The sequence below is a fragment of the Streptomyces sp. NPDC002386 genome, assembly GCF_053593175.1.
The window spans coordinates 68,271-93,655 of sequence record NZ_JBSFBX010000024.1 but is presented as its reverse complement, the minus strand read 5'-3'; the positions used below and the strand labels follow the sequence as shown (position 1 = coordinate 93,655).

The 25,385-nt window shown below is 69.8% G+C and carries 22 protein-coding genes and 4 pseudogenes; 12 read left to right on the top strand and 14 right to left on the bottom strand.

Translation table 11 applies throughout. From position 1 onward, the window contains the following. The 3 genes and pseudogenes from ACWCPN_RS33430 to ACWCPN_RS33420 all read right to left on the bottom strand — a co-directional run. Positions 1-197, bottom strand: a pseudogene (locus ACWCPN_RS33430) (hypothetical protein); the annotation flags it as partial. 234 nt (positions 198-431) lie between these two features. Continuing rightward, on the bottom strand, positions 432-989 hold the full coding sequence (locus ACWCPN_RS33425) for a DUF3291 domain-containing protein (protein WP_451214065.1): 558 nt from the start codon (positions 987-989) through the stop codon (positions 432-434). A gap of 374 nt (positions 990-1,363) precedes the next feature. Further along, positions 1,364-2,452: an alcohol dehydrogenase catalytic domain-containing protein gene (locus tag ACWCPN_RS33420; protein ID WP_451214062.1), complete on the bottom strand. Its 1,089-nt coding sequence runs from the start codon at positions 2,450-2,452 to the stop codon at positions 1,364-1,366. A 101-nt stretch (positions 2,453-2,553) separates the two neighbouring features. On the opposite strand from ACWCPN_RS33420, the gene ACWCPN_RS33415 reads away from it, so the two are divergent. Then, positions 2,554-3,447: a LysR family transcriptional regulator gene (locus ACWCPN_RS33415; protein ID WP_451214059.1), complete on the top strand. Its 894-nt coding sequence runs from the start codon at positions 2,554-2,556 to the stop codon at positions 3,445-3,447. A 225-nt stretch (positions 3,448-3,672) separates the two neighbouring features. Here ACWCPN_RS33415 and ACWCPN_RS33410 read toward each other — a convergent pair. The 3 genes and pseudogenes from ACWCPN_RS33410 to ACWCPN_RS33400 form a co-directional block, all read right to left on the bottom strand. Continuing rightward, a pseudogene (locus ACWCPN_RS33410) lies at positions 3,673-3,879 on the bottom strand (hypothetical protein); the annotation flags it as partial. Between the two features lie 259 nt (positions 3,880-4,138). Beyond that, on the bottom strand, positions 4,139-5,059 hold the full coding sequence (locus ACWCPN_RS33405; RefSeq protein ID WP_451214056.1) for a Rieske 2Fe-2S domain-containing protein: 921 nt from the start codon (positions 5,057-5,059) through the stop codon (positions 4,139-4,141). A 153-nt stretch (positions 5,060-5,212) separates the two neighbouring features. Then, positions 5,213-5,683, bottom strand: a complete 471-nt coding sequence (locus ACWCPN_RS33400; RefSeq protein WP_451214053.1) for a hypothetical protein — start codon at positions 5,681-5,683, stop codon at positions 5,213-5,215. Positions 5,684-5,932: 249 nt separating this feature from the next. Between ACWCPN_RS33400 and ACWCPN_RS33395 the strand changes: the two genes are divergently transcribed. Then, the gene (locus ACWCPN_RS33395; protein ID WP_199209133.1) at positions 5,933-6,175 is read left to right on the top strand and encodes a DUF6411 family protein; all 243 of its coding nucleotides are present in this window, start codon (positions 5,933-5,935) and stop codon (positions 6,173-6,175) included. 129 nt (positions 6,176-6,304) lie between these two features. Here the strand turns inward: ACWCPN_RS33395 and ACWCPN_RS33390 are convergent. Continuing rightward, a pseudogene (locus ACWCPN_RS33390) lies at positions 6,305-6,503 on the bottom strand (DUF1684 domain-containing protein); the annotation flags it as partial. 267 nt (positions 6,504-6,770) lie between these two features. Between ACWCPN_RS33390 and ACWCPN_RS33385 the strand changes: the two are divergent. After that, positions 6,771-7,628, top strand: coding sequence for a calcium-binding protein (locus ACWCPN_RS33385; protein ID WP_451214050.1), 858 nt, complete (start codon positions 6,771-6,773; stop codon positions 7,626-7,628). Positions 7,629-8,123: 495 nt separating this feature from the next. Here the strand turns inward: ACWCPN_RS33385 and ACWCPN_RS33380 are convergent, their stop codons facing one another. The 3 genes from ACWCPN_RS33380 to ACWCPN_RS33370 all read right to left on the bottom strand — a co-directional run bounded on the left by ACWCPN_RS33380 (position 8,124) and on the right by ACWCPN_RS33370 (position 10,851). Beyond that, complete coding sequence (locus ACWCPN_RS33380) at positions 8,124-8,849, bottom strand: DUF2625 domain-containing protein (RefSeq protein ID WP_451214047.1); 726 nt, start codon at positions 8,847-8,849, stop codon at positions 8,124-8,126. 119 nt (positions 8,850-8,968) lie between these two features. Next, entirely contained in the window at positions 8,969-9,913 is a 945-nt protein-coding gene (locus ACWCPN_RS33375; RefSeq protein ID WP_451214044.1) for an MBL fold metallo-hydrolase, read from the bottom strand. Positions 9,914-10,053: 140 nt separating this feature from the next. Continuing rightward, a complete protein-coding gene (locus tag ACWCPN_RS33370) occupies positions 10,054-10,851 on the bottom strand; it encodes a DUF427 domain-containing protein (RefSeq protein WP_451214041.1) in 798 nt (265 codons plus the stop codon). Positions 10,852-11,064: 213 nt separating this feature from the next. Here ACWCPN_RS33370 and ACWCPN_RS33365 point away from each other — a divergent pair, with 213 nt between their 5' ends. The 5 genes from ACWCPN_RS33365 (at position 11,065) to ACWCPN_RS33345 (ending at position 17,208) form a co-directional block, all read left to right on the top strand. Further along, positions 11,065-13,248: an MMPL family transporter gene (locus ACWCPN_RS33365; protein ID WP_451214037.1), complete on the top strand. Its 2,184-nt coding sequence runs from the start codon at positions 11,065-11,067 to the stop codon at positions 13,246-13,248. Next, entirely contained in the window at positions 13,178-13,792 is a 615-nt protein-coding gene (locus ACWCPN_RS33360) for an aldehyde dehydrogenase family protein (RefSeq protein WP_451214034.1), read from the top strand. The genes ACWCPN_RS33365 and ACWCPN_RS33360 overlap by 71 nt, the downstream gene beginning before the upstream one ends. Continuing rightward, complete coding sequence (locus ACWCPN_RS33355; RefSeq protein WP_451214031.1) at positions 13,687-13,914, top strand: aldehyde dehydrogenase family protein; 228 nt, start codon at positions 13,687-13,689, stop codon at positions 13,912-13,914. The genes ACWCPN_RS33360 and ACWCPN_RS33355 overlap by 106 nt, the downstream gene beginning before the upstream one ends. A 156-nt stretch (positions 13,915-14,070) precedes the next feature. Then, positions 14,071-14,271, top strand: coding sequence for a DUF6229 family protein (locus ACWCPN_RS33350; protein WP_143632624.1), 201 nt, complete (start codon positions 14,071-14,073; stop codon positions 14,269-14,271). A 102-nt stretch (positions 14,272-14,373) separates the two neighbouring features. After that, on the top strand, positions 14,374-17,208 hold the full coding sequence (locus ACWCPN_RS33345) for a type 2 lanthipeptide synthetase LanM family protein (protein ID WP_451214028.1): 2,835 nt from the start codon (positions 14,374-14,376) through the stop codon (positions 17,206-17,208). 52 nt (positions 17,209-17,260) lie between these two features. Here ACWCPN_RS33345 and ACWCPN_RS33340 read toward each other — a convergent pair whose 3' ends face one another. Continuing rightward, positions 17,261-17,839 (bottom strand): GNAT family N-acetyltransferase, encoded by a 579-nt coding sequence (locus ACWCPN_RS33340; RefSeq protein ID WP_451214026.1) that lies wholly within the window; start codon positions 17,837-17,839, stop codon positions 17,261-17,263. 333 nt (positions 17,840-18,172) lie between these two features. On the opposite strand from ACWCPN_RS33340, the gene ACWCPN_RS33335 reads away from it, so the two are divergent. Further along, complete coding sequence (locus tag ACWCPN_RS33335; protein ID WP_451214023.1) at positions 18,173-18,895, top strand: SMI1/KNR4 family protein; 723 nt, start codon at positions 18,173-18,175, stop codon at positions 18,893-18,895. A 40-nt stretch (positions 18,896-18,935) separates the two neighbouring features. Here ACWCPN_RS33335 and ACWCPN_RS33330 read toward each other — a convergent pair whose 3' ends face one another. After that, entirely contained in the window at positions 18,936-19,676 is a 741-nt protein-coding gene (locus tag ACWCPN_RS33330) for a class I SAM-dependent methyltransferase (protein ID WP_451214021.1), read from the bottom strand. 170 nt (positions 19,677-19,846) lie between these two features. Here ACWCPN_RS33330 and ACWCPN_RS33325 point away from each other — a divergent pair. Together ACWCPN_RS33325 and ACWCPN_RS33320 are read left to right on the top strand one after the other, a co-directional pair. Then, a pseudogene (locus ACWCPN_RS33325) lies at positions 19,847-19,945 on the top strand (dienelactone hydrolase family protein); the annotation flags it as partial. Positions 19,946-20,223: 278 nt separating this feature from the next. Continuing rightward, positions 20,224-20,412, top strand: a complete 189-nt coding sequence (locus ACWCPN_RS33320; RefSeq protein WP_199209125.1) for a hypothetical protein — start codon at positions 20,224-20,226, stop codon at positions 20,410-20,412. A 516-nt stretch (positions 20,413-20,928) separates the two neighbouring features. On the opposite strand, the gene ACWCPN_RS33315 is transcribed toward ACWCPN_RS33320, so the two are convergent. Then, complete coding sequence (locus ACWCPN_RS33315) at positions 20,929-22,419, bottom strand: alpha/beta hydrolase (RefSeq protein WP_451214018.1); 1,491 nt, start codon at positions 22,417-22,419, stop codon at positions 20,929-20,931. Between the two features lie 203 nt (positions 22,420-22,622). Next, on the bottom strand, positions 22,623-23,414 hold the full coding sequence (locus tag ACWCPN_RS33310) for a TetR/AcrR family transcriptional regulator (RefSeq protein ID WP_451214015.1): 792 nt from the start codon (positions 23,412-23,414) through the stop codon (positions 22,623-22,625). 246 nt (positions 23,415-23,660) lie between these two features. Here ACWCPN_RS33310 and ACWCPN_RS33305 point away from each other — a divergent pair, with 246 nt between their 5' ends. Further along, positions 23,661-25,373, top strand: a complete 1,713-nt coding sequence (locus ACWCPN_RS33305; RefSeq protein ID WP_451214012.1) for an MFS transporter — start codon at positions 23,661-23,663, stop codon at positions 25,371-25,373. The last annotated feature ends 12 nt before the right edge of the window (positions 25,374-25,385 follow it).

Below are 25,385 nucleotides of genomic sequence, written 5' to 3'. Positions count from 1 at the left end.
TAGAGCTTGTCGACCTTCGCCTTGACCTCGTCCTTGCCGAGCTTCTCGCTCGGAGCGGCGTTGGCGGCGTTCGCGCTCAGCGCGACGGCGGCGGCAGCCGCGGTGGTCAGCACGGTGACACGCGTGCGGCTGGGCTGCTTAGGGCGACGATGGGACGTCACGGAATCGGACTCCTGTTCCTTCGGGCACCGGCCGATGTGCCTGTGACCTGAGCGGGGGGTGGTCCTGCATTGGGGACGGGGGAAGCGGCGTCCCCCGTCACCGGAGAGTGGATCACGGGGACGTGGAGGTGGACCATGCAGAACTACCGGCAGAAGTAGCCCGGTTGGCCCCCCCCGCGTCCCAGGACGCCGCGCCGTGGCGCGGACGCAACTGTTCGCCGTCGCTCAATCGAGCGTTCGGCAGCCAACGCAGTCGTTCGGGTTCCCTCGTCAGCGAACTTGGTCGCTCTGCTGTCCGATGCCTTTGATCCTGGCGGGAGTTCCCTCCGGGGTGAACGAGTGGTGGAAGGTGAAGGCGTGCGGCGCGGAGCCCTGGTCGTGGAGGTGTTCCAGCCGGGAGACTCCGTCCCGCCAGGTGGGTGTCACGCCGTCGGAGACCCACCAGAACACGTAGTTCGGGTGTCCTGTCCTCTCGAACCAGTCGTAGCGCCTGTTCAGCGCCTCGCGGTGCAGACCGGTGTAGATGGCGTCGAAGGCGGGGCGCAGGTCCGTCCAGAGTGAGAGGGTCGCGGCCAGGGCGGTGGTTTCCGCGGTGCGGCCTTTGCCGTACCAGGTCGGTACGGAGAACTCTCCCCATGCACCCCAGTCCGCCTCGAACAGTACGCCCCGGTCGACGTTCGCCGGTTCGGCATGCGCGAGGTATCCGGGCTGCTGGGTGATCTTCCGGTAGACGGCCTCACCGATGCCGTAGAACTCGCGTGTGAGAGGAGCGGGATCGGCGAGAGGTGACTTCAGGACGCCGAATGTGTACAGCGCGAGATGGGGCATGCGTCTCTCCCTGGTTCGGGTGCCTGGTGTGGACCCGGTTCGGTGGCGTACGGATGGGGCGCGGACTCGTGGAGCGTGACCACCTCATCCCGCCGCGGTTGGCTCAGCCGGACGGAACTCCGGTGCGACCGTGGGCGATTGCCGAGGACCAGGTGAAGCTAGCTGCCTCTGAGGGCGATGTCTAAGTTGCGTTTCTCCGGTCCAAGTGGCCTCGTCCAATGATCATTGCGGGGACTGGAGCCGCGCGGGCCGCCGTCAGCTCGGCGCGCGCTTCGGCGGAGGCCGCCGGGCCCGGTCTGCGCCGAGCGATCCGGCTCGGAAGGGGCGCGATCATGATGTGGGTGGTGCGGACGGCGGGGATCAGCCGGCCCGTGTCAGCGCGCCGACGGAGTGAGGCTGGTGCGGTCGAACGGGCCACCGTGCGCGGCGGCGTACGCGACCGCGTCGTTGACGGCATCGAGGCCGAACGACCGGACCCGTTCCGGGGCGAGATCGAGAGCTCCCGAGGCGAGGAGCCGGATGATGCCGACATTGGCGGTGCGCGGGTACATCCACTGCCCGCGGACGGTGATCGAGTCGCGCATGATCCACGGGTAGGGGAGTGCGAGGTCGTCGCCACCGAGCATGCCCACCCCGCCCATGAGGACGACACGGCCGTACTCGCGCACGGTCATGGCCGCCGCACGCGACGCCGAACTGGGTGCGCTCGGCGGGAGCAGATCGATCACCATGTCGATCGGGCCATCGGCCGCGGCCGACATCGCAGCGCGGTCGGCGGCCTCGTCTCCGGTCAGCGGGACCGGTCGTAGCCGCGGACCGAACCGGTCCGCGAGGAGGTCGAGCGCGGCCTGATTGCGGCCCGGGGCGATGACGCGGCCCGCTCCCATCGCGAACGCGACTGCGACCGCGCTGCTGCCGAGGTTGCCGGTGGCCCCGCTGACGAGCAGTGCCTCGCCGGCCGCGAGCCCGCCCGCGAGCAGCCCACCGTAGGGGATCGCGTGCACGGTGAGCGCGGCCCACCGGGCCGGGTCGTCCCCTGCCGCGGCCGGCAGGGGGAAGACGTTCTCCGTCGGGACCCGCATCAGCTCGGCGAACGAACCGTCGCGCAGGTGGCGGGCGAGCCGCGCACCGCCGTCGCCGCGCGAACTCCAGCCCTGGAGTGTGATGTCGGGCGTCAGCGCCTCGTCGCGCGAGCGGACCGTGGAGTCACACCAGACCAGGTCGCCGGCGCGCAGGCGGGTGGCGTCCGGGCCGACGTGGACGATCCGTCCCACGCCGCCGACACCGGGCACGACAGGAGGGACCAGAGGGTAGTTCCGCGTGCCGTCGAAGACTTCGGCCGCGTAGGGCGCCACGCCGGCGGCGAGGACCTCCACCAGCACCTCACCGCCCCCGGCCTCGGGGTCCGGTACCTCCCGCACCGTGAGAGGGGCGCCGAACTGCGTCAGAACTGCTGCTCGCACGTCGTGACCTCCGTGTTCGTCCGTGCTCGTCGGTTCGAAGCTAGGAGACGGGCGCGCATGCGGGAAGCGAAGATCTGGCATGTGTGGTATGCGTGTACCGCATGGACATCTCCAGCGCGGGACTGCGGGTTCTGCGGCAGATCGCGGAGTCCGGCAGTTTCACGGCGGCGGCTGCCCGACTCGGCTACACGCAGTCGGCCGTCTCACGCCAGGCCGCCGCCCTCGAACGCAGCGCCAACGCCACCCTGTTCGAACGCCGCCCAGACGGGGTACGGCTCACCTCTTCCGGCCTGACCCTCCTGCGGCACGCCCACACAGTCCTGGCCTCGCTCGCAGCGGCCGAGCGTGAGCTCACCGGTACCGCCCCCCGGACCGAACTGGTACGGCTCGGGGTCTTCCTGAGCGCGGGCGCGGCGATGCTGCCCGCTGCACTCGCACATCTCACGGCGGCCGACCCCCAGATCACGGTCACCACCAGCGAGGGCACCACACCCACTCTGATCCGGGCACTGCGCGCGGGCTCGCTCGACCTCGCCGTGCTGACATCCCGCCCACCCCACCGGCCCTTCGACGGCGACTCACCACCCCTGCACACCGAGACCGTCACGGAGACCGAACTGCTGGTGGCCGCATCGTCGACCGGAGAGTTCGCCGGACGCACCACGGTGCACGTCGACGAGCTGGTCGAAGCCGCCTGGATCGCCACCCCGTCATCGGACTCCGAGCCGCTGCTCGGCGTCTGGCCCGGCCTGCCGGGACGGCCGCGTATCGTCCACTCCGTGCGTGACTGGCTGGCGAAGCTACAGCTGGTCGCCGGCGGCTTCGGCGTGACGACGGTGCCGTTCCGGCTCTCACCGGTGCTGCCACCAGGGGTGAACCTGCTGCGCGTCGACGGCGCGCCCCCCGAGATCCGCCGGGTACTCGTGGCACGCCTGTCAGGCCACCCCGCCCCGTCGATCGCGGCCGTCACCCGAGCGATCACTTCGACTGCGTGAACCGCCGTCCACGGCGCGCACGATCGCGCGGTCCCCTTGCCCCTCACGGTGGGAGTAACCGAGTCCGGTACGGGACTCCCGCGACCGCCCGCCGTGCTGCCGGACGATGACCTGGAGCCCGAGGCCGCTACCGGTTGCTTCACCTCTCATCCCGCGTCCACCGGCCCGCCTGTCCGCACCGTGTGTCGCGGACAGGCGGCCGATGTCGCCGACTTGGCCGGCCGGCTACCTCAGCGAGACCGCGTCGCCGGCGGACGTGACCCGCGCGGTCGTCGTGGTGCCGGGGAAGTGCCGGCGCCAGCTGCCGGCCGAGGTGGCGGTGACCTTGGCGCTGAGCTTCCCGGAGTCGCCCGACCGCACCGTCTTCACCGTGCGGTAGTGGGCGGCACCGGCTGCCTTGAACTGGAGCTTCACCTCCTGGCCGATGAACCCGGATTGCGTGTTTCTACCAAGCCGACGACGACGTTCGGGCGATCGGGACCCCGCATGTCGTGCACCTTCCACGAAGGCATCCATGCGACGTGGGCTCACCCGGCTGGTGGAACGGTCGACCTCCTAATGGGCGGACGGAGCGGCCGCACGGGCTGCAGGGTGCCCGTCGGCCGCCTGCGCCCGTCATGGCCGCGCGTGTACGCGTCCCGCCTGCGGTGTCACGCAGCTGCACCTCAGGCCACCGCTGAGGTCGGGAGTCTCAGGCACGGAGTCTGGCCTCGACACGGCCATCGGTGATGCGGGTGTCGAAGGCCGGCTGGGGTGCGGTGGCAGGACCTTGGACGTTCCAGCCGTCTGTCAGCCGGAACAGGCTGCCGTGCCACGGGCAGCGTAGGCAGCCGTCTTCGAGCACCCCCTCCGACAGCGGGCCGCCGAGATGGCTGCAGTGCTCCGCCAGCACGTGTACCGCGTCGTCCTGTCCGCGGACGACGACCACGGGGACCTCTCCGACCGTGCGGCGTACCGGCTCGTCACGGGGCAGGTCGGCCAGATCGGCGACGTGGTGCCATCCCGGCTCCACCAGCTGCGGAACGGCTTCGGCGTGGTTGGCTCCGGCCGCCTGCCGATAGGCGAGATGGCCGCCGAGGGCACCGCCCGCACCGATGGCGGTCAGCCCCGCCCAGCCGAGCACTCTGCCCGCAGCGTGCCGTCCCCGCAGGCGGGCGCTGAGCGAGGTGGCGTACAGGGCGATCCCGGCGGCGTTGGCAGCGGCGTGAACGAACCCGATCCGCTGCTGCGGGCGATTGCAGTCCGCCCAGTCCACCCAGCCCGCCATGGCGGCCGGCGCGGCCGCCAGCAGGCCGGTGGCGACCAGGATGTCCGCCGCGCGCCGCTGCCCGGGCACCGCGTCGAGCAGCGCCGCGGACAGCCAGCTGCCCACCGGTACCTGCACCAGCAACGGATGCACCGGGTGGCCCAGCCACCGTCCGTGCAGCCCGTCGCGGGCCGGCCCCAGCGGTGCCGCCTGAATCACCCGTTGCACGGCGTCGAGCAACCGGTCCCCACCGGAGAACCGCTCCACCCGGTCCACGGCCTTGAGAATCCGGCCCGGGCCCTGGGGGGCAGGTGAGAGCCACTGGACCAGCGGAGATTTCCGATGCAGAACATCACTGAGCTTCATCCACCGCGAGTAGCCATTCCACCGGTTCGTAACCCGTCACGGTGCGTGGTGCTGTGTGCGGCCGGCGCGTGAACACCGGGGGACTTGGATCGCTGCCGATGTATGGGCCGTCGACGCCTGCCGGCGTGCACTGCTTGCCGTCCCTGGAACTCCCTAGGCCTCAGGATCGACAGAGGTGCGTTTGTAGCGGCATGGGTAGGGATAGGGGTCCCCGCCGTCCGCGTGGACAGTCCCATCCATCTGCAGCTCTCCATGCTCCAGAAAGAATTGCAGAATTTGGACGTCGTTGTGATTCTTGAAACTGAGCACTAGATAGGGTGACAGACCAGGGTCTTTATTGACCCCATGCCATTCGCCCTCGGATGAACGGCGTGTCACCTGCGCATCCGGCACCGGACCGTCCCACTGGACTGGAAAGTCCTTGCTGGAAAAAGTGTAATCATCGCGCAGTCGAAGCATCGGCGATCCGCATTTCCGCTCCCCGTCCCACCGGCCCACCAATTCGGAATGGGTTACGGCCTCTGGAGTGACGACGGGTTTGCCCGACCAGCATGAGGACAGGCCGAGCGCCGTCACGGTGGCAGCCGCAAGGCTCGCACTGATGCGAAATATGTCCGATTTCACGCTATCTACTTCCGGGTGCAATTTCGATGGCGCCCAGTATGCCGGTTGATGATTCTCAAGAGACGGCCCGGCCGAGGAGATCGTCGCAGCCTTGGACGAGTAGACCGGCACCGTCCGGGAACGGAAGCGGCCGCGCTCACCGTCCCGACCACACGCCCGAGTCCGAGCGGCGTGACCAGTGGCTGACGGGGCAGTCGGTTGAGCGAAAGGGCAATGGAGCTGCCTGACACGGAGTGTTTGGAGACTGAGATGGTCATCGGCATCGTGATCGCCGCGTGTGTAGTCCTGGCCGTGCTGGCCTTCCTGCTTCCGCGTTTTTCGCGGCACCCGCAGAACGGAGCCCAGCGTGGCCTCGGCGCCGGTTCGCGTGTCGGATCGAAGGCGCCCGGCATCCTGGGCCGCCTGCTGGGCAAGTCGTTCAGCTCCAGCTCCCGGGCGGTGGGCCGCAGCGGTTCCGCCGGACGACAGGCCCGTGGCCGAATGCCGTTCTGAGCCGGGACACCGCGCGGATGGACGCCGGCGCGCCAAGGGCCTGTCGCTAAAGTGACGGTAGCTGCTTGGCCCCGGCATCCAGGTTTCCCACGGGCGAATTAGGAACGACGGGGTGAGAGTGGGTCTGGCTCAGGAGTCGCCGCGCTCGCGGGGGTTCTTCTGGCCGACCCCGCCCGCCAGCGGCAGCCGCTTCTCGGTCGGGGGCAGCGGGCAGGCGCAGGTCCGTGTAGGCGCAGGGTAGGTTCGCGACCCGGTTGAGGTCCAGGACGACCGTGCCGTCGGCGGCGGGCATCGCGAGAGCCCGGGCCCGGTTGCCAGCGTAGGTTGTTGGCTCGGCCGGCCTGCCGGGTTCGGCTTGCTTCTCGTGCTGTCCGAGTGCTCCTCCTGCTCGCGCGACGGGACAGCCCCTGGAGCAGAGCTGATAGGAGTGTCCGACTGTGGCGGGTGGCCGGCTGTCTTCCCGCTCTGGCCGGGGGCAACGGTGGGACCGGTTCGTGAGTCGTAGGGAGTAATACACATCGGTCTCCTGCGCTCCCCACCGACTGACTGCGTGTCCGGTGGTTGGCAGCGAGGCCTGTCATCCCTGGGAGGGCTCATGAGCCGTTTCGCCGCACCGAGTAGCGAGAGACGAAGCGGCGGGCGTGACATCGTCCCGCTCCTCTCCGCCGCATGTACCACTGGGCGCAAGCCCGCCGGTCGCGTGACGAGCCGCGCTGCCGTGGTGGGGACCGTCGCCTTTCTGCTCCTGGGAGTTGGAGCCTCGGCCGAGGCCGCGCCCAGTGATCCGGTGGTCAGCGGTGCCACCGTAAACCTCGGGCATGACGTCATCGTGGGTGCAACGCACGACGTGCAGTTCCCGGTCACGGTCACCGGATCGGATGACCCTGGTCTGTCTTTCGCCGATGTGGATCTGAAGGGGCCGCACGGCGGCTTCTACACCACCGATGCGTTCTGTGAGACCGCGACGGCATGCACGACGATGTTCACCGTGAACGCCCACCTGGCTCCGGGCAGCGACGATCCAGTGGACCTCGCCAACGTCAACGCGGGAACATGGTCAGTCGACGCGCTGGTCGACTTCAGAAACGGCGAGTCCGTTTTCGCCCCCGGTGCAGGGTCGTTCGGTCTCAAGCGTGCCGCGCGGCTCACCGTCAACGCCTCACCGGAACCGGTGGCCAAGGGCGCTCGGATCACCGTCACCGGCAAACTCGTGAGGGCCAACTGGGACACCTACCGGTATGCCGGTTATGCGGGCCAAGCCGTGAAACTGCAGTTCCGGCCGAAGAGCAGCAGCACTTACACCACCGTGGCCACGGTGAACACGAGCGGCACCGGAACCCTTAGCGCCACGGTCAAGGCAGTGCGCGACGGCTACTGGCGGTGGAACTTCTCCGGCACCCACACCACCGGCCCGGCCAAGGCCACCGGCGACTACGTCGCTGTGCGTTCCTGATCCGGTAAGTACATCGGCCTTGTAGCCAACCGCCAGAACCCCAACGGGCCCACACCGCTGCCGTCCGTGACGGAATCGAACAGGGCGTCCGTCATAGGCAGCAGAGCAAGGCCCTGGCCGATCGAAGCCAGCCGGGCAACAGGCAGGTCCCGAGCCACACCCCGCAGCACCTCCCCGTCAGCTATCACCGCGTGCAGGTCGTAACCCATGCCGAAGCCCCCTCCAGATCAAAGTCCCATCCTGTCCCACGCTGTGCAGCAGAACCCTCGCGTCCGCGACGGCGACATCGGCACCGTCCGCCGCCAGGGTGCCGCCAACGTCACCGACCTTCACGAAGGGGTCGCTGTACGGCACAGCCTCCGCCCCAAGGCCCCTCACCCGGCACCACCTCGGCACGGACCGAGCCCCACCACATCGCTCGGTCCGACACAGGGAGGCTCGGCCGGTGCGCTCTGTCTCAGATGACTGGCGACCGAGAGGTTCGACCGAGGCTCCTCACGCCTCGCCGAGAAATCCGGGATCTGGCGCACCCATCTGCCGGGCGAAATCGGCTGCCACCCCGATCACCTCCCGCATCGGTACCGCTTGTCGTCTCGTGGCTGCGAGATCCGCTTGAGCTTCCGTCGACCACAGGAACGGAAACACGGTGATGCCCTGGGACGGGGCGAGCGCGGCGGCCTCCTGGCGCCAACCGGGCCAGCGCAGGCCGTCATAGAACGTCTCCAGTCGGCCCGAGAGCAGCCAGGAAACCCACTCGGAGTGGCCCATGTCCAACGCCTCCCACTCGAGCGTGTCAGGAGCGAAGTAGGTCATCTGTCCGGGAACCCCCGGCCGACCCGCTGGCGAAGGGGCATGACCGTTCAGCGCGAAGACCCCGCCCACGACGTCGTGGCCGGCGACGAGACCGGCCGCAGGATGCCACGCGGGATCGAAGACTGCGGGAAACCTGTTGATCCGCCCCAGGCTCGGCAGAGCCCCGTCAACGGCTGATCCACCGCCGAACACTCGAACCCACCCACCGTCCAGGAGCAACCCGCCCGTGTTCAGAACGAGAGCACCGAGCACCGATCGCGCTGTGACCTGCATCTGCAAGAGGCACCGACGTCCCTCAGGCCGGTCGGCAGGAAGCACCTCCGCGGCCACGGTTGTCGCCGCAAGGGCCTCCTGGAGCTCAGGCCACGCCGGATCATCCACATCGGTCAACTCGTCGATCTCTCGCATCCGAGGATGATCGCACCAACATGCGCAAGCTTGCCGAGCCCACGGACGGCTCGCACAGTGCTTCAGAGGGACCCCGACCCGAGCCTCACCCCCACACGGCCAGGTGCGACGCCTCGCCCTCAGGCCAGGCAGGTGAGGGGGCGCCCGCCGTTGTAGGCGACCATGTCGCCGAGGGCGGCCGCTGCGTCGACGGGCCGGCCGAGCGGGCCGTCCTCCAGCTCCGCATAGGCCCGGTGCAGGTTGCCCACGATGCGCTCGGTGTCGAGCAGCCCGCCGTACTCGCCCAGGTCGGTCTCGCGGGCGGCCTCCAAAGGCGTCAGCCCGGCTTCGCGGCCAGCCCGGGCGGTGCGCTGCACGAAGCGCAGGTAGCCGAGCACCTCGTCGACCAGCTCGGGACCGGCGACCCCGCCGTGGCCGGGGACGATCGTCGTCGCGCCCAACGGCTTGACCACCTCTTCCAGCACCTTCACGGCACCGGCCACGGAGCCCTGCAACAGGAAGGGCGTGCCGCCGTTGAACAGCAGGTCGCCGCTGAACAGGACCCCCCGTTCGGGCAGCCAGACGATGGAGTCGTTGGTCGTGTGGGCGGGCGTGCCGACGTGGCGCACCTCGGCGCGCAGGTCGTCGGACCACACCGTGACGCCCTCCGTGTAGGTGAGGAAGGGCGGTTCGATCGTGACGTCACCCCACTCGACGTCGGTCCAGAACGCGGCCGCCGCGCCCGGCTCGCCCCACTGCAGGACGCTCGCCCGGGTCGCCTCGTGGCCGACGATGGTGGCGCCGTCGAACAGGTGATTGCCAAAGGTGTGGTCACCGTGGTGGTGGGTGTTGATCAGGGTCCGCACCGGCTGGGAAGTGACGGTGCCGATGGCGTCCAGGTAGGCCCGCGTGCGCCGCACGGTCGAGCAGGCGTCCACGCTGATCACGCCCCGCCGCCCCGCGAGGAATCCGGTGTTGTTGATCCACCAGCTGCCGTCGGGCTGTATGTAGGCGAAGACGTTCTCGCTGACCTCCTCGACCCGGGACGGGGGAAGGTGGCTGACGTCGTGGTGGACACTGCTCACTGCGAACTCCTGTCATGAGGAAGGGAGTCCGCCCGAGCGGTGACGTAGCTCCCGGCCGGGCTAGTCGAACTCCGCGGGGATCATCGCACCGGAGATCCACCCGCCGGTACCCCGACGCGGGGCGCCCGGCGGCCGGCCCCTCAAGGGCGCCGGGTGAAGTGGGTGACCGGGCGTTCCAGTCGTTCGCCGTCCACGATGATGTCGACCGCCTCGTTGTAGAACGCGAGCAGCCCCCTGACCGCGCCCACCGCGGGCAGCGGATCGGCGTAGCTCCACAGCACGTCGGCCGGTACGACGTCCCCGCCGCGCCAGGACCAGTACGCCGCGGTGCCCTTGTACGGGCAGCCGGTGCTGTGGTCGGTGGGCTCGAACAGGTCCAGGCGGACGTCCTCGCGGGGAAGGTAGTAGCGGGTGGGCAGGCCCGTCTCGAAGAGCAGGACCGGGCGACGGGTGTCGGCGACCGGTGTGCCGCCGATCTCGACCTGGACGTGCCGGCTGCTGGGGAGGGCGTCGACCCGCTTGTAAGGGTCGCGAGGGTGGACGAAGATCTCCTCTTCCTCCTCGTACCAGTGGTCGAGGCCGGTGCCGGTGCGCCGGGCCCACTCGAAGGCGATGTGGTCCGCCAGGGCGTCCGAGGGGAAGGTCCAAGCGGCGTTCGCCCGTACCTCGCCGCCGGCCTCCAGATCGTAGAAGACCCTCGATCCGGTGTGGGTGCCGGTGGGCGGGTTCCGCGCCGGACGCAGCAGGTCCTCGCGGACCTCGGCGCGCGGAAAGGCGTACAGCGGCACAGGTACGCCGGGTTCCCACACGAGGACGGGACGGCGGCTGTCGACGACCGTGACCCCGGCCGTACGGCCGCGCACCCAGCGGCCGCTGGGCTCCCAGAGGATGCCCTCGGGAGTACGGTGCGGCGGCCCCGAGGCGCTGTTCGTACTCATGTCCGGTACTCCTTCCGGGCCGCCGGCGACGGCCGCCCGATATCCGGTCGTGCCGGGGCGCGCCTGCTGGAATGATCCCGTTGCGTGGTCACTACCCTGTGACCCTAAGACAACCATTCGGCCGGTGCGTTGGACGCGCGCCGGCCGGGGTCGCCGATGCCGGGGACCGCTCCCCGGGCTGCGGTGATCTTCCTGTCCAGGAGGACCCCCCGCATGTTCCGACGCATAGGCAACACCGTGGTCCGACATCCCGTCTGGACGATCGTGGCCTGGCTGATCGCCGCCGTGGCGATCGTCGCCACGGCTCCCGGCCTGCCTTCGAACAGTGACGAGAGCAGTTTCCTGCCGAAGAGTTACGAGTCCATCAGAGCCGCGGAACTGCAGCAGAAGGCGTTCCCCAGCGCCTTCACGCCGTCCGCGATCGCGCTGTACCAGCGCACCGACGGCGGCCGGCTGACCGACGCCGACAAGCAGGACGTAGCCCGGATCACCACCGAGCTGGGCAAGAAGCACATCGACCAGGTCCAGAAGGTCGTCCCCGGCCAGCCGTCCAAGGACGGCAGGTACGACCTGACCCTGGTCCAGATGGACAGCAAGAAGGCCGGTCAGCCCGAACAGGCCGACGCGGCGAAGGTGTTGCGCGACGACGTGAAGCAGCTTGCCAAGGGCACACACCTGGAGGTCAAACTGGGCGGCTCGGCGGCCCAGGCACTCGACCAGCAGGACTCGTCCAAACGCGGACAGGCGCTGATCGGCATCGGCACCTTCGTCATCATCCTGGTGACGCTGCTGATCATCTTCCGGGCGCCGATCCTCGCCATCCTGCCGCTGATCCTCATCGGCCTGGTGTCCGCCGTCGCCAACGGGCTGATCGCCTATGCCACCAAGCTGTTCGACCTCCAGGCCAACAGCTCGATCTCGTCGATCCTGATCGTCGTGCTCTTCGGCGTGGGCACGGACTACTTCCTGTTCCTGATGTTCCGCTACCGCGAACGCCTGCGCGCCGGCGACGAACCCAAGCAGGCGATGGTCAACGCGGTCGACCGGGTCGGTGAGGCCATCGCCTCGGCCGCCGGGGCGGTCATCATCGCCTTCCTCGCGCTGGTGCTGTCCACACTCGGCTTTCTCAAGCAGATGGGGCCGGCGCTCGCCATCGCGGTCGCCGCCACGCTGGTCGCGGGCCTGACCCTGATCCCGGCCGTGGTCTCGCTCATCGGGCCGAAAGTCTTCTGGCCGTCGAAGTCCTGGCAGCGGGAACCGGAGAACGCCCGCTTCGCCGCCCTCGGCCGCGGGGTCCAGCGCCGCCCGGCACTGGCCGCGGGGCTGTCCGGACTCGTCCTGGTCGTGCTGTCGCTGGGCATTCTCAACTTCAACGCCACCTTCGACCTGGCGTCCGGCTCCATGCCCAAGACCAAGGAGTCCATGGTCGCCCAGGACGAGATGCAGAAGGCGTACTCGGCGGGCGCGGCCGCTCCCACCGACGTCTACCTGTCCAGCACCGACGGCAAGCCGCTGGACCGGGCCGCGTTCGACGCCTACGCGCGCAAACTCGGCGCCGTGGACGGGGTCGCGGACGCCAGGATGACCCAGGTCAACAAGGCGGGTACGACCGCGGACTTCACGGTCACGCTGAAGTACGAGGCGTCCACGGACAAGGCCATCGACGCCGTTGGCCAGGTGCGCGACGTCGCCCACGCCGACGCCCCCGACGGCACCGAGGCCCTGGTCGGCGGCATGTCCTCGATCTACAAGGACATCGACGCCGCGGTCAACCACGACTACCGCACGGTCTTCCCCGTCGCCGCGATCCTCATCATGATCATTCTGGGGCTGCTGCTGCGCAGCGTGGTCGCACCCTGGTACCTGATGGCCTCCGTGGGCCTGGGATTCGGAGCCACCCTCGGTGCCACCGTGTGGATCTTCCAGAATGGCCAGGGACATTCGGGCCTGATGTTCATGCTGCCGGTGATCATGTATCTCTTCGTGGTCGCCATCGGCACGGACTACAACATCCTCATGATCGCCCGGCTGCGCGAGGAGGCCCGCGAGGGACGTGAGCCGCGCGAGGCCGCCGGCATGGCACTCCGGCACGCCGGGCCGACCGTCGCCGCGGCCGGCTTCATCCTGGCGGCCACCTTCGCCACGATGATGCTGGCGGGCAACGCGCTGCTCACGGAGATGGGCTTCGCCGTCTCCTTCGGCATCGCGGTCGCCGCCTTCGTGATGTCGATGTTCTTCACGCCCAGTCTCACGGCGCTGATCGGGCACGCGGCTTGGTGGCCGGGGCACGGCGACCGGGCCGCGGGGACCGCGACAGGCTCCGCCGGTGCGGACCTGGCGCACGGGAGCGAGGGCCGCGACAGCGTCGCCCACGATCCCGCGGGCCGCAGCAGCTAGCGGCAGCGCGACGAGCGGCCCCGCCGGGCGGTTTTCCGGCGGGGCCGTTCCCGTTCGTCCGGGGCGCCCTCTCGTCGACTCCGCTGCCCTCGATACCGGCGGCCCGGAACTCAGGGCGACTACGGCCGCCCCATGGGTGCCCTCGCCATTGCCGGTTTCCTGCACCGCCACGGCGGCCGCCGACCTCAGGCGCCCGCACCCGGAAACCGGCGGCAACGCGGCCGGCAGCGCTCGACTCGCCCCCCTCCTGCACCTACTGGAGCGGCCCCCGGACCCGGCCGAGGTGGTCGCCGGAGGACTGGCGCTGCCAGGCCCCGGCTTCTTCCACCAGGCCACGGCGTTGGCCGGTGTCCGACAGGAGGACGAAATCTTCCGCGGCGAGGTGTTCGGTACGGTCGTCACGATCCAGCCGTTCACGCGGAAGGGCCAAGATTTCGGATGGCGAACACCGTTCCGCAGGCTCTGGCCGCAGGCACATGGACCCGCGACCACGACCGGGCCACGCGCGCGAGTCGAGCGTTGCATACCGGCATCGTCTCGGTGAACGCCCACGGCACGGCTGTCTCGGAAATGCCCCGCGGCGGAGCGCGTCACTCCGGCGACGACAGCGATCCGTCCCTCACCGGCGTGCTCGACTACACGCAGGTCAAGCACGTCATGAGGTGAGGGGACGGCGGGCGCCCCGTACCTCCCCGGTTTCCTGTAGGAGGCATGAGTATTGCCGCCGGACTGTGGCCGGATCAGGCATCTGACAGGTGTTCGGATGTGGCGATACTCGGGAGGCCGGGCAATCCGCCCGAACTCACCCTCCGGAGGCCGTAGATGCCGCAGTCCAGTGTTCACACCGCCGCCGTGCTCGAAGCCTGGCTGTCGGGCGCCGAGAGCGCCCAGGGCCAGATCAACCCTGCCGGCCCGCTGTACGTCGGCGGCGCCGCCGCGGAGGCCGCGCTGACCGACCCCAGCGACTCCCTGTACGGCTTCTGTTCCAGCCCGAGCGGGTCGCACGGCAGCTGGTGCTGCTGATCGTGTGAGCGGGGGAGCCGCGCGCGAGGCGACGCGGCTCCCCTTTTCTGCCGGCGGGCCCAGCAGGGCGTGGACGTGGTGCGGAGAGGGAGACGGCGAACGGTGAGCGGACCGGTGGCACAGCGGCAGGAGACGGGCGAGACCGAGTGGTTCGCCCTGCCCGTACGAAACATCGCCCGGCCGTGGCGGGACGAGCTGGCCCGGCGGTTGGCCGCCGTCGACGATCTGGACCGCGCGGAGCGCGCAACGGTGCTGGAGGCCGGTCACACCGCGCTGCTCAGATCCCTGCACGCCAAACTGTCCCGGCTGTTCCTGATCGAACTGCACGCGCTGCGCATGGCCAGGGGCGGGCCCGAACCCGAGGACGCGGCGACGGGCACCGACACACGGACCTGGACCGAGTTCATCGAGCAGGCCGGTGAGGACGGCTACCTCGACCGGCTGGCGGGCCGGTACCCGACCGTCGCAGCCCGCGTCGCCGCGGTGGCCGGCATGTCGGTGGCGGCGACGACCGGGTTCGCGCGACGGCTGGCTGAGGACCGGGTACTGCTCCGGCGGCTGCTGGGGACGCAGGCGGGGGAGTTGCGCGCCGTCACGTTCGGCGCAGGTGACAGCCACCGGGGCGGCCTGACGGTCAGCCGGGCCGACTTCGCCGGCGGGACCGTGATGTACAAGCCGCGTCCGCCGGAGACCGACGTGGCGCTCGGCGGGCTGCTGGACGAGATCTACGCCGACTTCCCCGGCGCCCCGGCGCCCCGGGAACGCATCCGGGTGCCGCGCATGCTGGGGCGAGGCCATTACGGCTGGGCCGAGTTCGTCGGCCACCGCTACTGCGCCGACGACGCCGAACTCGCCGCCTTCTACCGCAACGTCGGGCACTGGCTGGCCGTCCTGCGCTTCACCGGCGGCACCGACATGCACGCCGAGAACATGATCGCCGCGGGACCGGTGCCCGTGATCGTGGACGCCGAGACGCTCTTCGACGCCCCGGCCCCTTTCCCGCCCAGCGGCCGGGGCGACGCGGTGGACGTAGCGGCCGCGGCGATCCGCCGCACGGTGCTGCGGACCGGTCTGCTGCCCGTGCGCGGCACCGGCTTCGCGCTCGGCGGGGTGGACATCTCCGGGGTCGGGGCGCTGCCCGGACAGCAGCCTCTGATCCCGAACCCGGTGATCGCGGACGGCGGCACCGCGGCGGCCCGCTTCGAGGTGGACCTGGTGGCCATGCCCGGTGCGGGCAACCACCCCAGCCCCACCCCCGTGCTGAGCACGTACTGGGACCGGGTCCTGGCGGGCTTCAGAGAGATGACCGCGCACCTGCGCCGGGCCGGGACCGACCCCTACCGGCTGTTGCGCCGCTTCGAGGGCGCCCGGGCGCGCCGGATACTGCGGCCGACGCAGGCGTACGTCGACATCGGCCGGATGCTGTGGCACCCGGCGTCGCTGCACGACGAGCCGGCGGCCGTGGAACGGGCCCGGGACATCCTGCGGCGCAACGCCGAGGTGCTGCCAGGCGCGCCGACGGACCGGGACACGATCGACGGTGAGATCGCGGAACTCCTGGTCGGCGACGTCCCCATGTTCACCTTCACCGTCGACACGGCGGACGTGCGGGCCACGGTCGAGGACTGGCGTACGGCCGACCTCGTGCTGGAGGAGTCGGTTATCCAGGACGCGCTGGTGGGTGCCTACCTCAACGAGCGCTCGCTGCCCGCGCGGGTGCAGGAGGCCGCACACGATCCGCACGCCCGGAACGCGGAGCGGCGGCGCCGGGAGCTGGCCGGGCGGATGGTGCGGCGGCTGTGCGACGGCGCGGTGCGCGGCGAGGACGGCACGGTCACCTGGATCAGTCCGGTTTTCACACCCGCCGGATGGTCCATCAGGGTGCTGCCCGCCGACCTGTACACCGGGCAGGGCGGGGTGGCCCTGACCCTCGCCGAGTACCTGACCGAGGCGCGGGCCGGACGGGCCGACGAGGTTCCGGGTGTCGCCGAGACGTACGAGGGCGCGCTACGGGTGCTGGCCGGTACCGAGGAGCGGACGCCGACCCCCTCGGCCGGGGCTTTCAGCGGAGCCGCGTCGCAGGTGTGGACCTGGCTGGCGCTGCACCGGGTGATGGGAGAGGACCGGCTGCTGGAGCGGGCGGCCGGCCGGGCCGAGCTGCTGGAGGGCCCGCTCGTCGACGACGACGTCGAGGTGGACCTGCTGAACGGGGCGGCCGGCGGCATCGTCCCCCTGCTCGACCTGGCCGAGGCGACAGGGCAGGACCGCTGGCTGGCCGCCGCCGCGCACATCGGGCGCAGGCTGACCGGGCTGGCCGACGTGGACGCGAGCGGCGCGCGCTGGACGACCCGGCTCAACCCCGAGGGCATCGGGGGCTTCGCCCACGGCGCGACCGGCATCGGCTGGGCCCTGGCCCGGCTCTCCCTGAGCGAGGCGGGGTCAGCGGCCGAGCGGCGCGACTGGAACCGGCTGGCCGAGCGGGCCTTCGCCTACCAGGAGTCGCTGTGGCGGCCCGAAGCCGGCAACTGGCAGGACGTCCGGGTCGGCGCCGAGGAGGACTTCTTCACGAGCTGGTGCCACGGCAGCGCCGGCATCGGCATCGGCATGCTCGACCTCCACCGGCGCACCGGCGATCCGGCCTGCCTGGACATGGCCCGGCGGGCGGCGGCCGCCTGTGCCGCCGAAGGCTTCGGCTGGAGCCACACACTGTGCCACGGGGACCTGGGACTGTGGCAGTTCCTCACCGCCATGGAGTTCGGCGAGCGCGCCGAACTGGACGGCGAGATCCTCACCAGTCTGGAACAGCGCGGTCCGGTCGGCGGCCTGGCCCGGGAAGCCTTCTCGCCCAGCCTCATGTCAGGGCTCGCGGGCGTCGTACACACGTTGCTGCGCATGCACCCGGTGGCTTCCCTGCCCGACCCCCTGCTCCTCGACTGACCGGCCGGGGGCCCCGGCCGGGGGCCCCTGAACCAGCCGTCGTAGGGCGAACTCAATCATCTGGAACCGGCTCGGACGACGGCCTCCACTCCCGTCTGATGAGCCCGAAGACCCACGAGTCGGAGACCTCGCCGTTGACGACGCAGTCTTCCCGCAACGTCCCTTCACGAACGAAGCCGAGCTTCTCCAGCACGCGGGCGGAAGCCACGTTGCGCGTATCGGTCTCAGCTTGGACGCGATTCAGGTCCAGCGTGTCGAATGCCCACCGCAGCACAGCGCGCGCTGTCTCGGTCGCATAGCCGTGGCCCCACGCCGCATCGTCGAAGCAATAGCCGAGCGACGCGCTCCGGTACTCCGGATTCCACCTGGTGAGGCTGCACCAGCCGATGAACGCCCCGTCGGAGACCCGATCCACGGCCAGCCGCGCCCCGGTACCGTCCTGTGCCATCTGCCGGCAAGCCGTGATGAACTTCTCGGCCCGCGCGCGTTCGCTCCAGGGTGGCGCGTCCCAGTAGCGCAGCACGTAGGCGCTGCTGTGCAGTGCGAAGAGGTCGTTCGCGTCCGCGTCCTCGAAGGCCCGCAGCCGAAGGCGAGCGGTGTGCAACGACGGGGTGGGCAGCGATGCCCTCATGTTCCCTCCCCTGAGCGGTGGCCGATCAATGAGACATCCGATGCCGGGTCGCTCGCAACGGCTTTTCGCAGATGGCGGGCAGAACGGCGTGTCCGACTCTCTCTCGACCCCCTCCCGCGCCCCTTCGGCCGTCCGGTGGCGTCCCGCTCCTCCAGCCGCGTCAGGCAGGCGGAGAGGTGCCACTCAGCATTTTCAGCATCCGGTCGCTCATCGCCCAGGAGTCCCGGGACTCGGCCGAGCCAGGGCCATGTTCATAACTGTGCACGAGCCTGCGGTGGAGAATCGAGCTCTCCTTCGTCTGCGCCACGATCAGGCGACGGATATCGTCCCGGCATGACACGAGAGTTCGATCTTGCCGCGTCCCTCGCCAGAGGCGTCGAAGCCCGCGATGGCGCATGGACGTTCATCGAGGGCTTCGCTGCCGACTGGGCCGGCGCCGCTCTGGGGCGCGATGACGGTTGGACGGAAGCCGATCTCGAAGCTGCCGAGAAGAGACTGGGGCTCCGGCTGCCGGCGGCGTTGCGTGAGGCGTATGCACTGTTCGGACTCCGGCGGGATCTCACCAGCAACCACGATGTGCTGCTCGGACCTGCGGAGTTGTATGTCGACGACGCCGAAGAGGCCTTGGTCTTCCGCCACGAGAATCAGGGTGCCGCGTCCTGGGGCGTCCTTCTCGACAGCCTCCCGGATGATGATCCTGCGGTCGCCATTCGGCTTGATCTTGCCGACAAGGGCGCGGAACGGTGGGAGGGCTGGTTGGAGCGTCTGTCCCTGTGCTTCTTGGAGATCATCTTGTCCGAGTCCCTGCAGGCCGGTGAGGAGCTCTGCGACTTCCTCGAACCAGATGACGGCACCCTCGAACTGCTCGAGGCGAACTGCATCCGGTTGCCCTTCCCGGCTTACCCCGTCGGTGAGCAGACCCGGTGGTTCCTGGGCCAGGGCGTCCTCCTGCGCGATGACGACGGCGCGGCCATCCTGGCTCGCGGCCGGACGGCAGAAGACCTCGACCGCCTCCGTGACCTGATGCCGGGCGACTGGCTCAACGACTGTCGCTGAATTCGTTCCCGACTCCTGCCGACTCCGGGTGCAACGGAACTTACGGTTTGTGTGTTACCCACAGCAGTTCCGCCGGCCAGCGGTGTGCCCAGTCGGGTGGGTCGGTTTCGTTGTAGCCGTTGGCTGTTCCGAGGTCGGGCCGCGGCTCGATGAGGTCGTCGATGATGAGCCCCGCGCCGCGCAAGACCTTGACCCAGCCGCCGTAGGTGAGCTGATAGCTGGTCGCTCCGTCGCCTTCGGCGATGGAGTTCAGCCCGAAGTAGTCCTGCTGCAGCGTCGTGGTAACGCGGCTGGCGGCTTCGTCGTAGCAAGCTTCGAACCATGGGCTGGCGACGTTGAACACCAGGCGCCCGCCTCGGCGCAAGACGCGTGCCGCCTGCGGGACGGCCAAATGCGGGGGCGCCCAGCTGAGCCCACCGAAGTCGCAGAACACCAGGTCGAAGCTGTCGGCGGCGAAGGGGAGTTGTTCGGCGGCCCCTTGCACCAGCGGGTGGCGAACTGCTCCCATCGCGTCGGCCGCTGCGGCGAGTTGGGCTTCGGACAGGTCGAGCCCGACCACGGTGGCGCCCTCGGCGGCGAGCGCCCTGGACCACTGGCCGGCGCCGCAGCCGAGCTCGAGGACGCGCTTGCCGGTGACGTCGCCCAAAGCCTGCAGGTGCGTGTCGGGGATGGAGTACATGCCCCACAGCCGGGGTGCGGCGCCGATTCGCGGGTCGTGCTCGTGCTGGTAGGCGCTGCTGATCTGGTTCCAGAGCCGCCGGTTGGCGGGAATGCTGTCCACGTGCCGACTCCAGCACTGCCTGCTGGGGGCGGTCAACACGATTAGGCCGCCGGCCGGCCCTCACCTCAGTCGAGCCCTGCCCCCGGTAGGGCGGTTGGCTACGAGACTTCAGGCAGCCACCATGGCGGACATCGTGCCGAACGCGTGGGTGGGCGAGCTGCCGGCCGCGGGTGGGCGAGCTGCCGGCGCAGCTGCACGTGGCAGAGTCGGACCCGTTCGAAACGGGCGACTGGCACAGCGCCTGGTACCTGCAAACGGGCCGGGCGGGCCCGGGGAGAGAAGACAGCCCAGGCTCCTCCGCGTGAGTCATCAACTGAACATGTTCAGTTGATGCATTTGCGGCCCATGGACCGGCGATCTCCTACCAACGAAACCGCGAGGTGACCACGCGCGGCACCGCCCGCTAGGGCCTGTCTGACGGGTCGCGTGACCGCCCCGCGCCCGACTGCAGGGTCACCTGAACGGCCCGACATGACGTGTCGCCCACATGGATGAACAATTGATTGAGTAGTGCCCCAACCGAGGCAATCCGTGAAAGGCGAACCAAATGCGCATTCGACGAATCCTCGCCGCCGTCATCGCCACGGCAGCCCTCGCCGGACTCGGCCTCACAGGCGCCGCCACCGCCACCGCCGCCAGCCTCACCCCAGGTGAGTGCGAGCAGGGCGGCGGAACGGTCAATTGGGCGACCAACACCTGCAGCGGCGGTATGTTCGACGGGCAGATGGTCGACTAGACCCCACCATGCGCCCCGCAGCCACGCGCTGCGGGGCGATACGACTCCAATTCGGTGGAAGTCGTCCCAGCCCGTCGCCCGCCAATTTCGGTAATTTGTTGGCAACTTTGGGTGAATATGAAGAACCCCTCGTTACTTCAACAGACTAGGTCGTGCCAGAAGCAGGCCAGGTCGTGCGGGGATCCCCCGAGAAATGACGGGGGCTTCTGCGCGACACAGCCCGTGATCAGGTCGGCGCGGACCAGGGGCAGTTCGAAGAGACAGAGGCAGCCGGCGCGCAGAGCGTAGCCGCGTTCGCCGAGGGCGTCCGGGGAGCGGCCGCCAGGAACCGGTAGCCCCAACGTGGCCACTGCGGTGTCGAATGCTGCTGCATCTCCTCGAACTGCGGCCTCCTCGCCTGGCCTTGGGTCGGCTACGGCGTGCGCTGGGCGGAGGATGACGTGAAGCCGCACAGCGGGTCTGCTACGGCCTAACCATCCTGTCCGCCGAGTCGGAGCTGGTGAAGTCGAGCGACCGTCAGGCGCAGTAGGCGTCCGTGCCCGGCCGCTGCCCCGTCGCCAGGAAGCGGGAGACCGTGCGGTCGCCGCAAGCGTTGCCGTTGGCGAGGTAAGCGTCGTGCCCAGTGGAGTTCACCGTCACCATGACCGCGCGCCGGCCAAACGCCTCCCGGAGCTTCCGGGCGCCGCTGAGCGGGGTCGCTACGTCCCGCTCGTTCTGGACGAGCAGGATGTCGGACGGCCCCCGGCCGGTGATCCGTACTGGCGCCTCACGCGGCGGATACGGCCAGGCGGCGCACGGCATTGCGTTACGTGGCATGCCGGCGGTGAGCAGGTACTTGGCGCGGCTCTCGGCGACGTCCTTCTCGTACACAGCCTTCGACGTGGGCCACGCGACGTCGTTGCACAGCGTGCCGGCGCCGACGGCGGCGACGTTCTGAAGGACGGCCTCGGGCGGTGCCGCAGGCGCCGGAGGCACGGTGCCCTGCTGTGCGGCCCGCATCAGCTTGGCGAGCGTGGGATAGCGGGTGGGGGAGTAGAGGCTGTCCAGCATGGTCTGGCGCAGGACGTTGCCGTTCAGTTCCTCCGGGTTGGCGCCGGGCCAGGGGAGGGGTTTCCGGTCGAGCCGGGCGGCCAGCCGCAGGAACAGCGGCCGGACGTCGGCGGCCCTGCTCGCGACGCGGTCCGGGTTGTCCGACTTCGACGCCCAAGCGGCAAAGTCGGGGAAGGTGTCCTCCACGCCCTGCTCGTGCCCGGCCAGCCAGGCACGGGCGACGCGGGTGGGGTCGGGATTGTCGTTGCTGTCCAACACGATGCGGTCGGTGCGGTGCGGGAACAGCTGCGCGTACACGGCGCCGACATACGTCCCGTACGACACGCCCCACGCGGAGAGCTTGCGCTCGCCGAGCGCGGTGCGGAGGCGGTCGATGTCGCGGGCCTCGTTGGCGGTGCTGAGATGCCGGATCAGTTCGCCGCCGTTCGCGGCACAGGCCTCCGCCATGCGGCGGGCGGTGGCCATGTTCCCGTCCACCGAGCCGTCGAGGGCGGGCCAGGGGCGGAGCTTGGAGGCGGCGAGGTCGCCGTGGTCCAGCCCGCAGTCGACGGGCGTGGACGGGGCGAGCCCGCGTGGGGCGAAGCCGACCAGGTCGTACGCGTCCAGGACGTCCTGGGGGAGCTTCTGCCCCTTCCCCGAGGGGTCGTTCAGGCTTGAGCCGCCCGGCCCGCCGGGTATCAGCAACAGGGTGCCGCGTCGGGCCTCGGGATTCTCGCTCGGGATACGAGAGACGGCGATGTCGATGAGGGGACCGTCGGGGTCGGCGTAGTCCATGGGGACCCGGAGGGTGGCACACCGCTGACGGGGGTCGATGCCGGAGCCCTCGCAGGCGGTCCAGGCGAGGCCCCCGGAAGGGCTCGCGGCCACGGAAGCGGTCACGGGTGCGGTGACGGCGAGAAGAGCGGTGGAGACGCCGATGATGGCGACGTTGCGGATGGTGTGCGTGCGCTGCGTCATACGACGAGCCTCGCGGATCTCAGGGGCTCGCCCCATCCGGGCAACAACCTGAAACGCCTTGGGGTTTACCCCACCATCCCCCTGACGAACTCCACCCAGGCGGCGCGCCCGACGAGCCACACGTGAGCGCCGACGACGACGGAGCCGTACTGCTGGTTGACGTCAACGCTCTCCGCTGACGTCCGACGGGGCTGCGGAGACGGTCAGTCCTCCGGGGTCGCGTGGTCCGTCCGGTCCGGCAGGTAGCTCGCCAGGCCGCGCAGGATGATCTGCAGGCCGACGTCGAAGCGCTCGTCGGAGGAGTCCGTCACCATGAGTCCGGACAGAGCGCGCAGGTGCGGGAAGTCGGCCTCGGGCAGGGTCGCAAAGTAGTTCTGCATCTCGTCGGCCATCTCGCGCCAGTCGGGGCGGGCCAGGGATGAGGCGTCGCCGCCCTGCTGGGCGGCGCGGTCCTGCCACATGCCCTCCTCCAGGACGAACCCGTCGATGTACGTGGAGATCAGATCACCCGCCTCCGCCGCGATACGGTCGGGCAGGCCCGCTGTGCGGAATATGGCGAGCAACCCCTCGACGTGTGGCAGCAGTTCGGCGGTGAAGGGGACGTGCGCCATGGAGATGCGAGCCATGTCGCGATGGGACAGCAGGCGCTGTCTGCCGGCCCGCGCGTAGTCCAGCAGCTGCTCCTGCCACCGGTCCGGATCTGCTGCGGGCATCTCGAAGCCGTCGAAAAGACGTGCGTACATCAGCTCCAGGAGGTCGTCCTTGGAGTTGACGTGAGCGTAGAGGGCGGAGACGGTCACGCCCAGTTCGGCGGCCACCTGACGCATCGACAGTCCGTCGAGTCCCTGCCGGTCAAGCACGGTGAAAGCGGCCTCGACGACGCGGTCGCGGGACAGCGGTGTGCGCGCGGGCGCGGCTTGGGGACGGGCGGGGCGCTCCCGCTCCCACGGAGACGGCGGTGGGGTTGCTGGGCTGTCGGCTGCCGCGTCTGTCATGCGCCCAGTCTAGGCCTTGAGAGAACAGTGTTCTCCGCCGGTGAGTGACGTTCTCCAGGCGCCCGTCAGCCCAAGACGCGATATATCTTGTGCGGCGTGGGCCGATTGCGCTATATCTTGATGAACAGCGTTCTCTAGATGAGCACTGTTCTGCTAAGGTGAACACCGTTCATCACATCCGTACACCCATTCCTGCGCGCCTCGCGGACTGTCTCCGCGGCGCGCACCCCAGTGCGAGGAGTTCCGATGTCCAGCACCGGTGTCGCGTCCACGGAGACGCCCACCGACTCGCCCGCGCCCTACCGGTGGCGCTGGGCTGCGCTCTTCGTGATCCTCGCGGCGGAGGTGATGGACCTCCTCGACGCCGTCGTCACGAACATCGCCGGCCCCTCCATGCGGGCCGACCTCGGCGGCGGGGCCTCCACCCTGCAGTGGCTCGCCGCCGCCTACACGCTGTCGATGGCCGTCGGGCTCGTCACCGGTGGCCGACTCGGGGACATACACGGACGGCGCACGATGTTCCTGGTGGGCGCCGCCGGCTTCACCGTGGGCTCGCTGCTGTGCGCGGTGTCCGTATCGCCCGAGATGCTGATAGGCGCCCGCGTCGTGCAGGGCCTGTTCGGCGCGGTGATGCTGCCCCAGGGTCTCGGCATGATCAAGGAGATGTTCCCGCCCAAGGAGTCGCAGAAGGCCTTCGGCATGTTCGGTCCGATCATGGGACTGTCCGCGGTGTGCGGGCCCATCCTGGCGGGCTGGGTCGTGGACGCCGACTACCTCGGCACCGGCTGGCGGATGATCTTCCTGATCAACCTGCCGCTGGGCGCAGCGGCCTTCCTCGGTGCGGTGCGCTACCTGCCCCGGGGCCGCTCCGAGAGCAAGCCCCGCCTCGACATCCCCGGCATGCTCCTGGTCTCGCTGGCTGCTCTGCTCATCATCTTCCCGCTGGTCCAGGGCCGCGAGTACGACTGGCCCGTGTGGACGTTCGTGATGATGGGCGCCTCCGTCGTCGTCTTCGCGGTCTTCGCCAGATACGAGTCGCGCCGCAGCAGCGCCGGTCTTGACCCGCTGGTCGTCCCGAGCCTCTTCCGCAAGCGCGGGTTCAGCGGCGGCATGGTCCTCGGACTGGTCTTCTTCTCGACCATGCAGGGCTTCATGCTGGTCTTCAACCTCTACACCCAGATAGGTCTCGGCTATTCGCCACTCAAGGCGGGTCTGGTCATGGTCCCCTGGTCCGGCGGCATGATCGTCGGGTTCGGGATCGCGCAGGGTGTCGCGCGGTTCGGACGTGCCGTACTTCAGGCGGGCACCATCGTCATGGCGGTCGGCGTATTCGGTGTGTGGCTGACCCTCGACATGGTGGGCAGCGGCGTCGGCCCCTGGCAGCTGCTGCCGTCCCTGCTCGTCACCGGCGTCGGCATGGGTCTGCTCATGGCTCCGTTCTTCGACATCGTGCTGGCCAGTGTCGAGCAGCGCGAGACGGGTTCGGCGTCCGGCACGATGACCGCGATGCAGCAGCTCGGAGGCGCCTTCGGCGTGGCCATCCTCGGCACCGTGTTCTTCGGTCTGCTGGGCGGCGGGATCGCCACCGCCGTCGACCACCGCTCGGACGATCTGCGCGGGCAGCTGGCCGCCGCCCACGTCGCGCCCGCCGCACGGGATCGTGTCGTGGCGGACCTGCGTGAGTGTGCCTCGGACCGCGCAGTGGCCAAGGACCCCGCCGCCACCCCGGCGTCCTGCGCGCGCCTGGAGAAGGACACACGGTCCGCGGTGACCTCGCCCGAGGACGGTGCCCGGATACCCGCGGCCTTGCAAGCCACCGCGACCTCGGCCTTCAAGGGGGGTTTCGGATCGGTCATGAAGACGGTGCTGTGGATCGTCGACGGCATGCTCGCGCTGACCTTCCTCCTCTCCTTCCTCCTGCCGCGCCATGCGCGCCCCGAGGAGTCCGGCGGACACTGACACCGGCGCCGA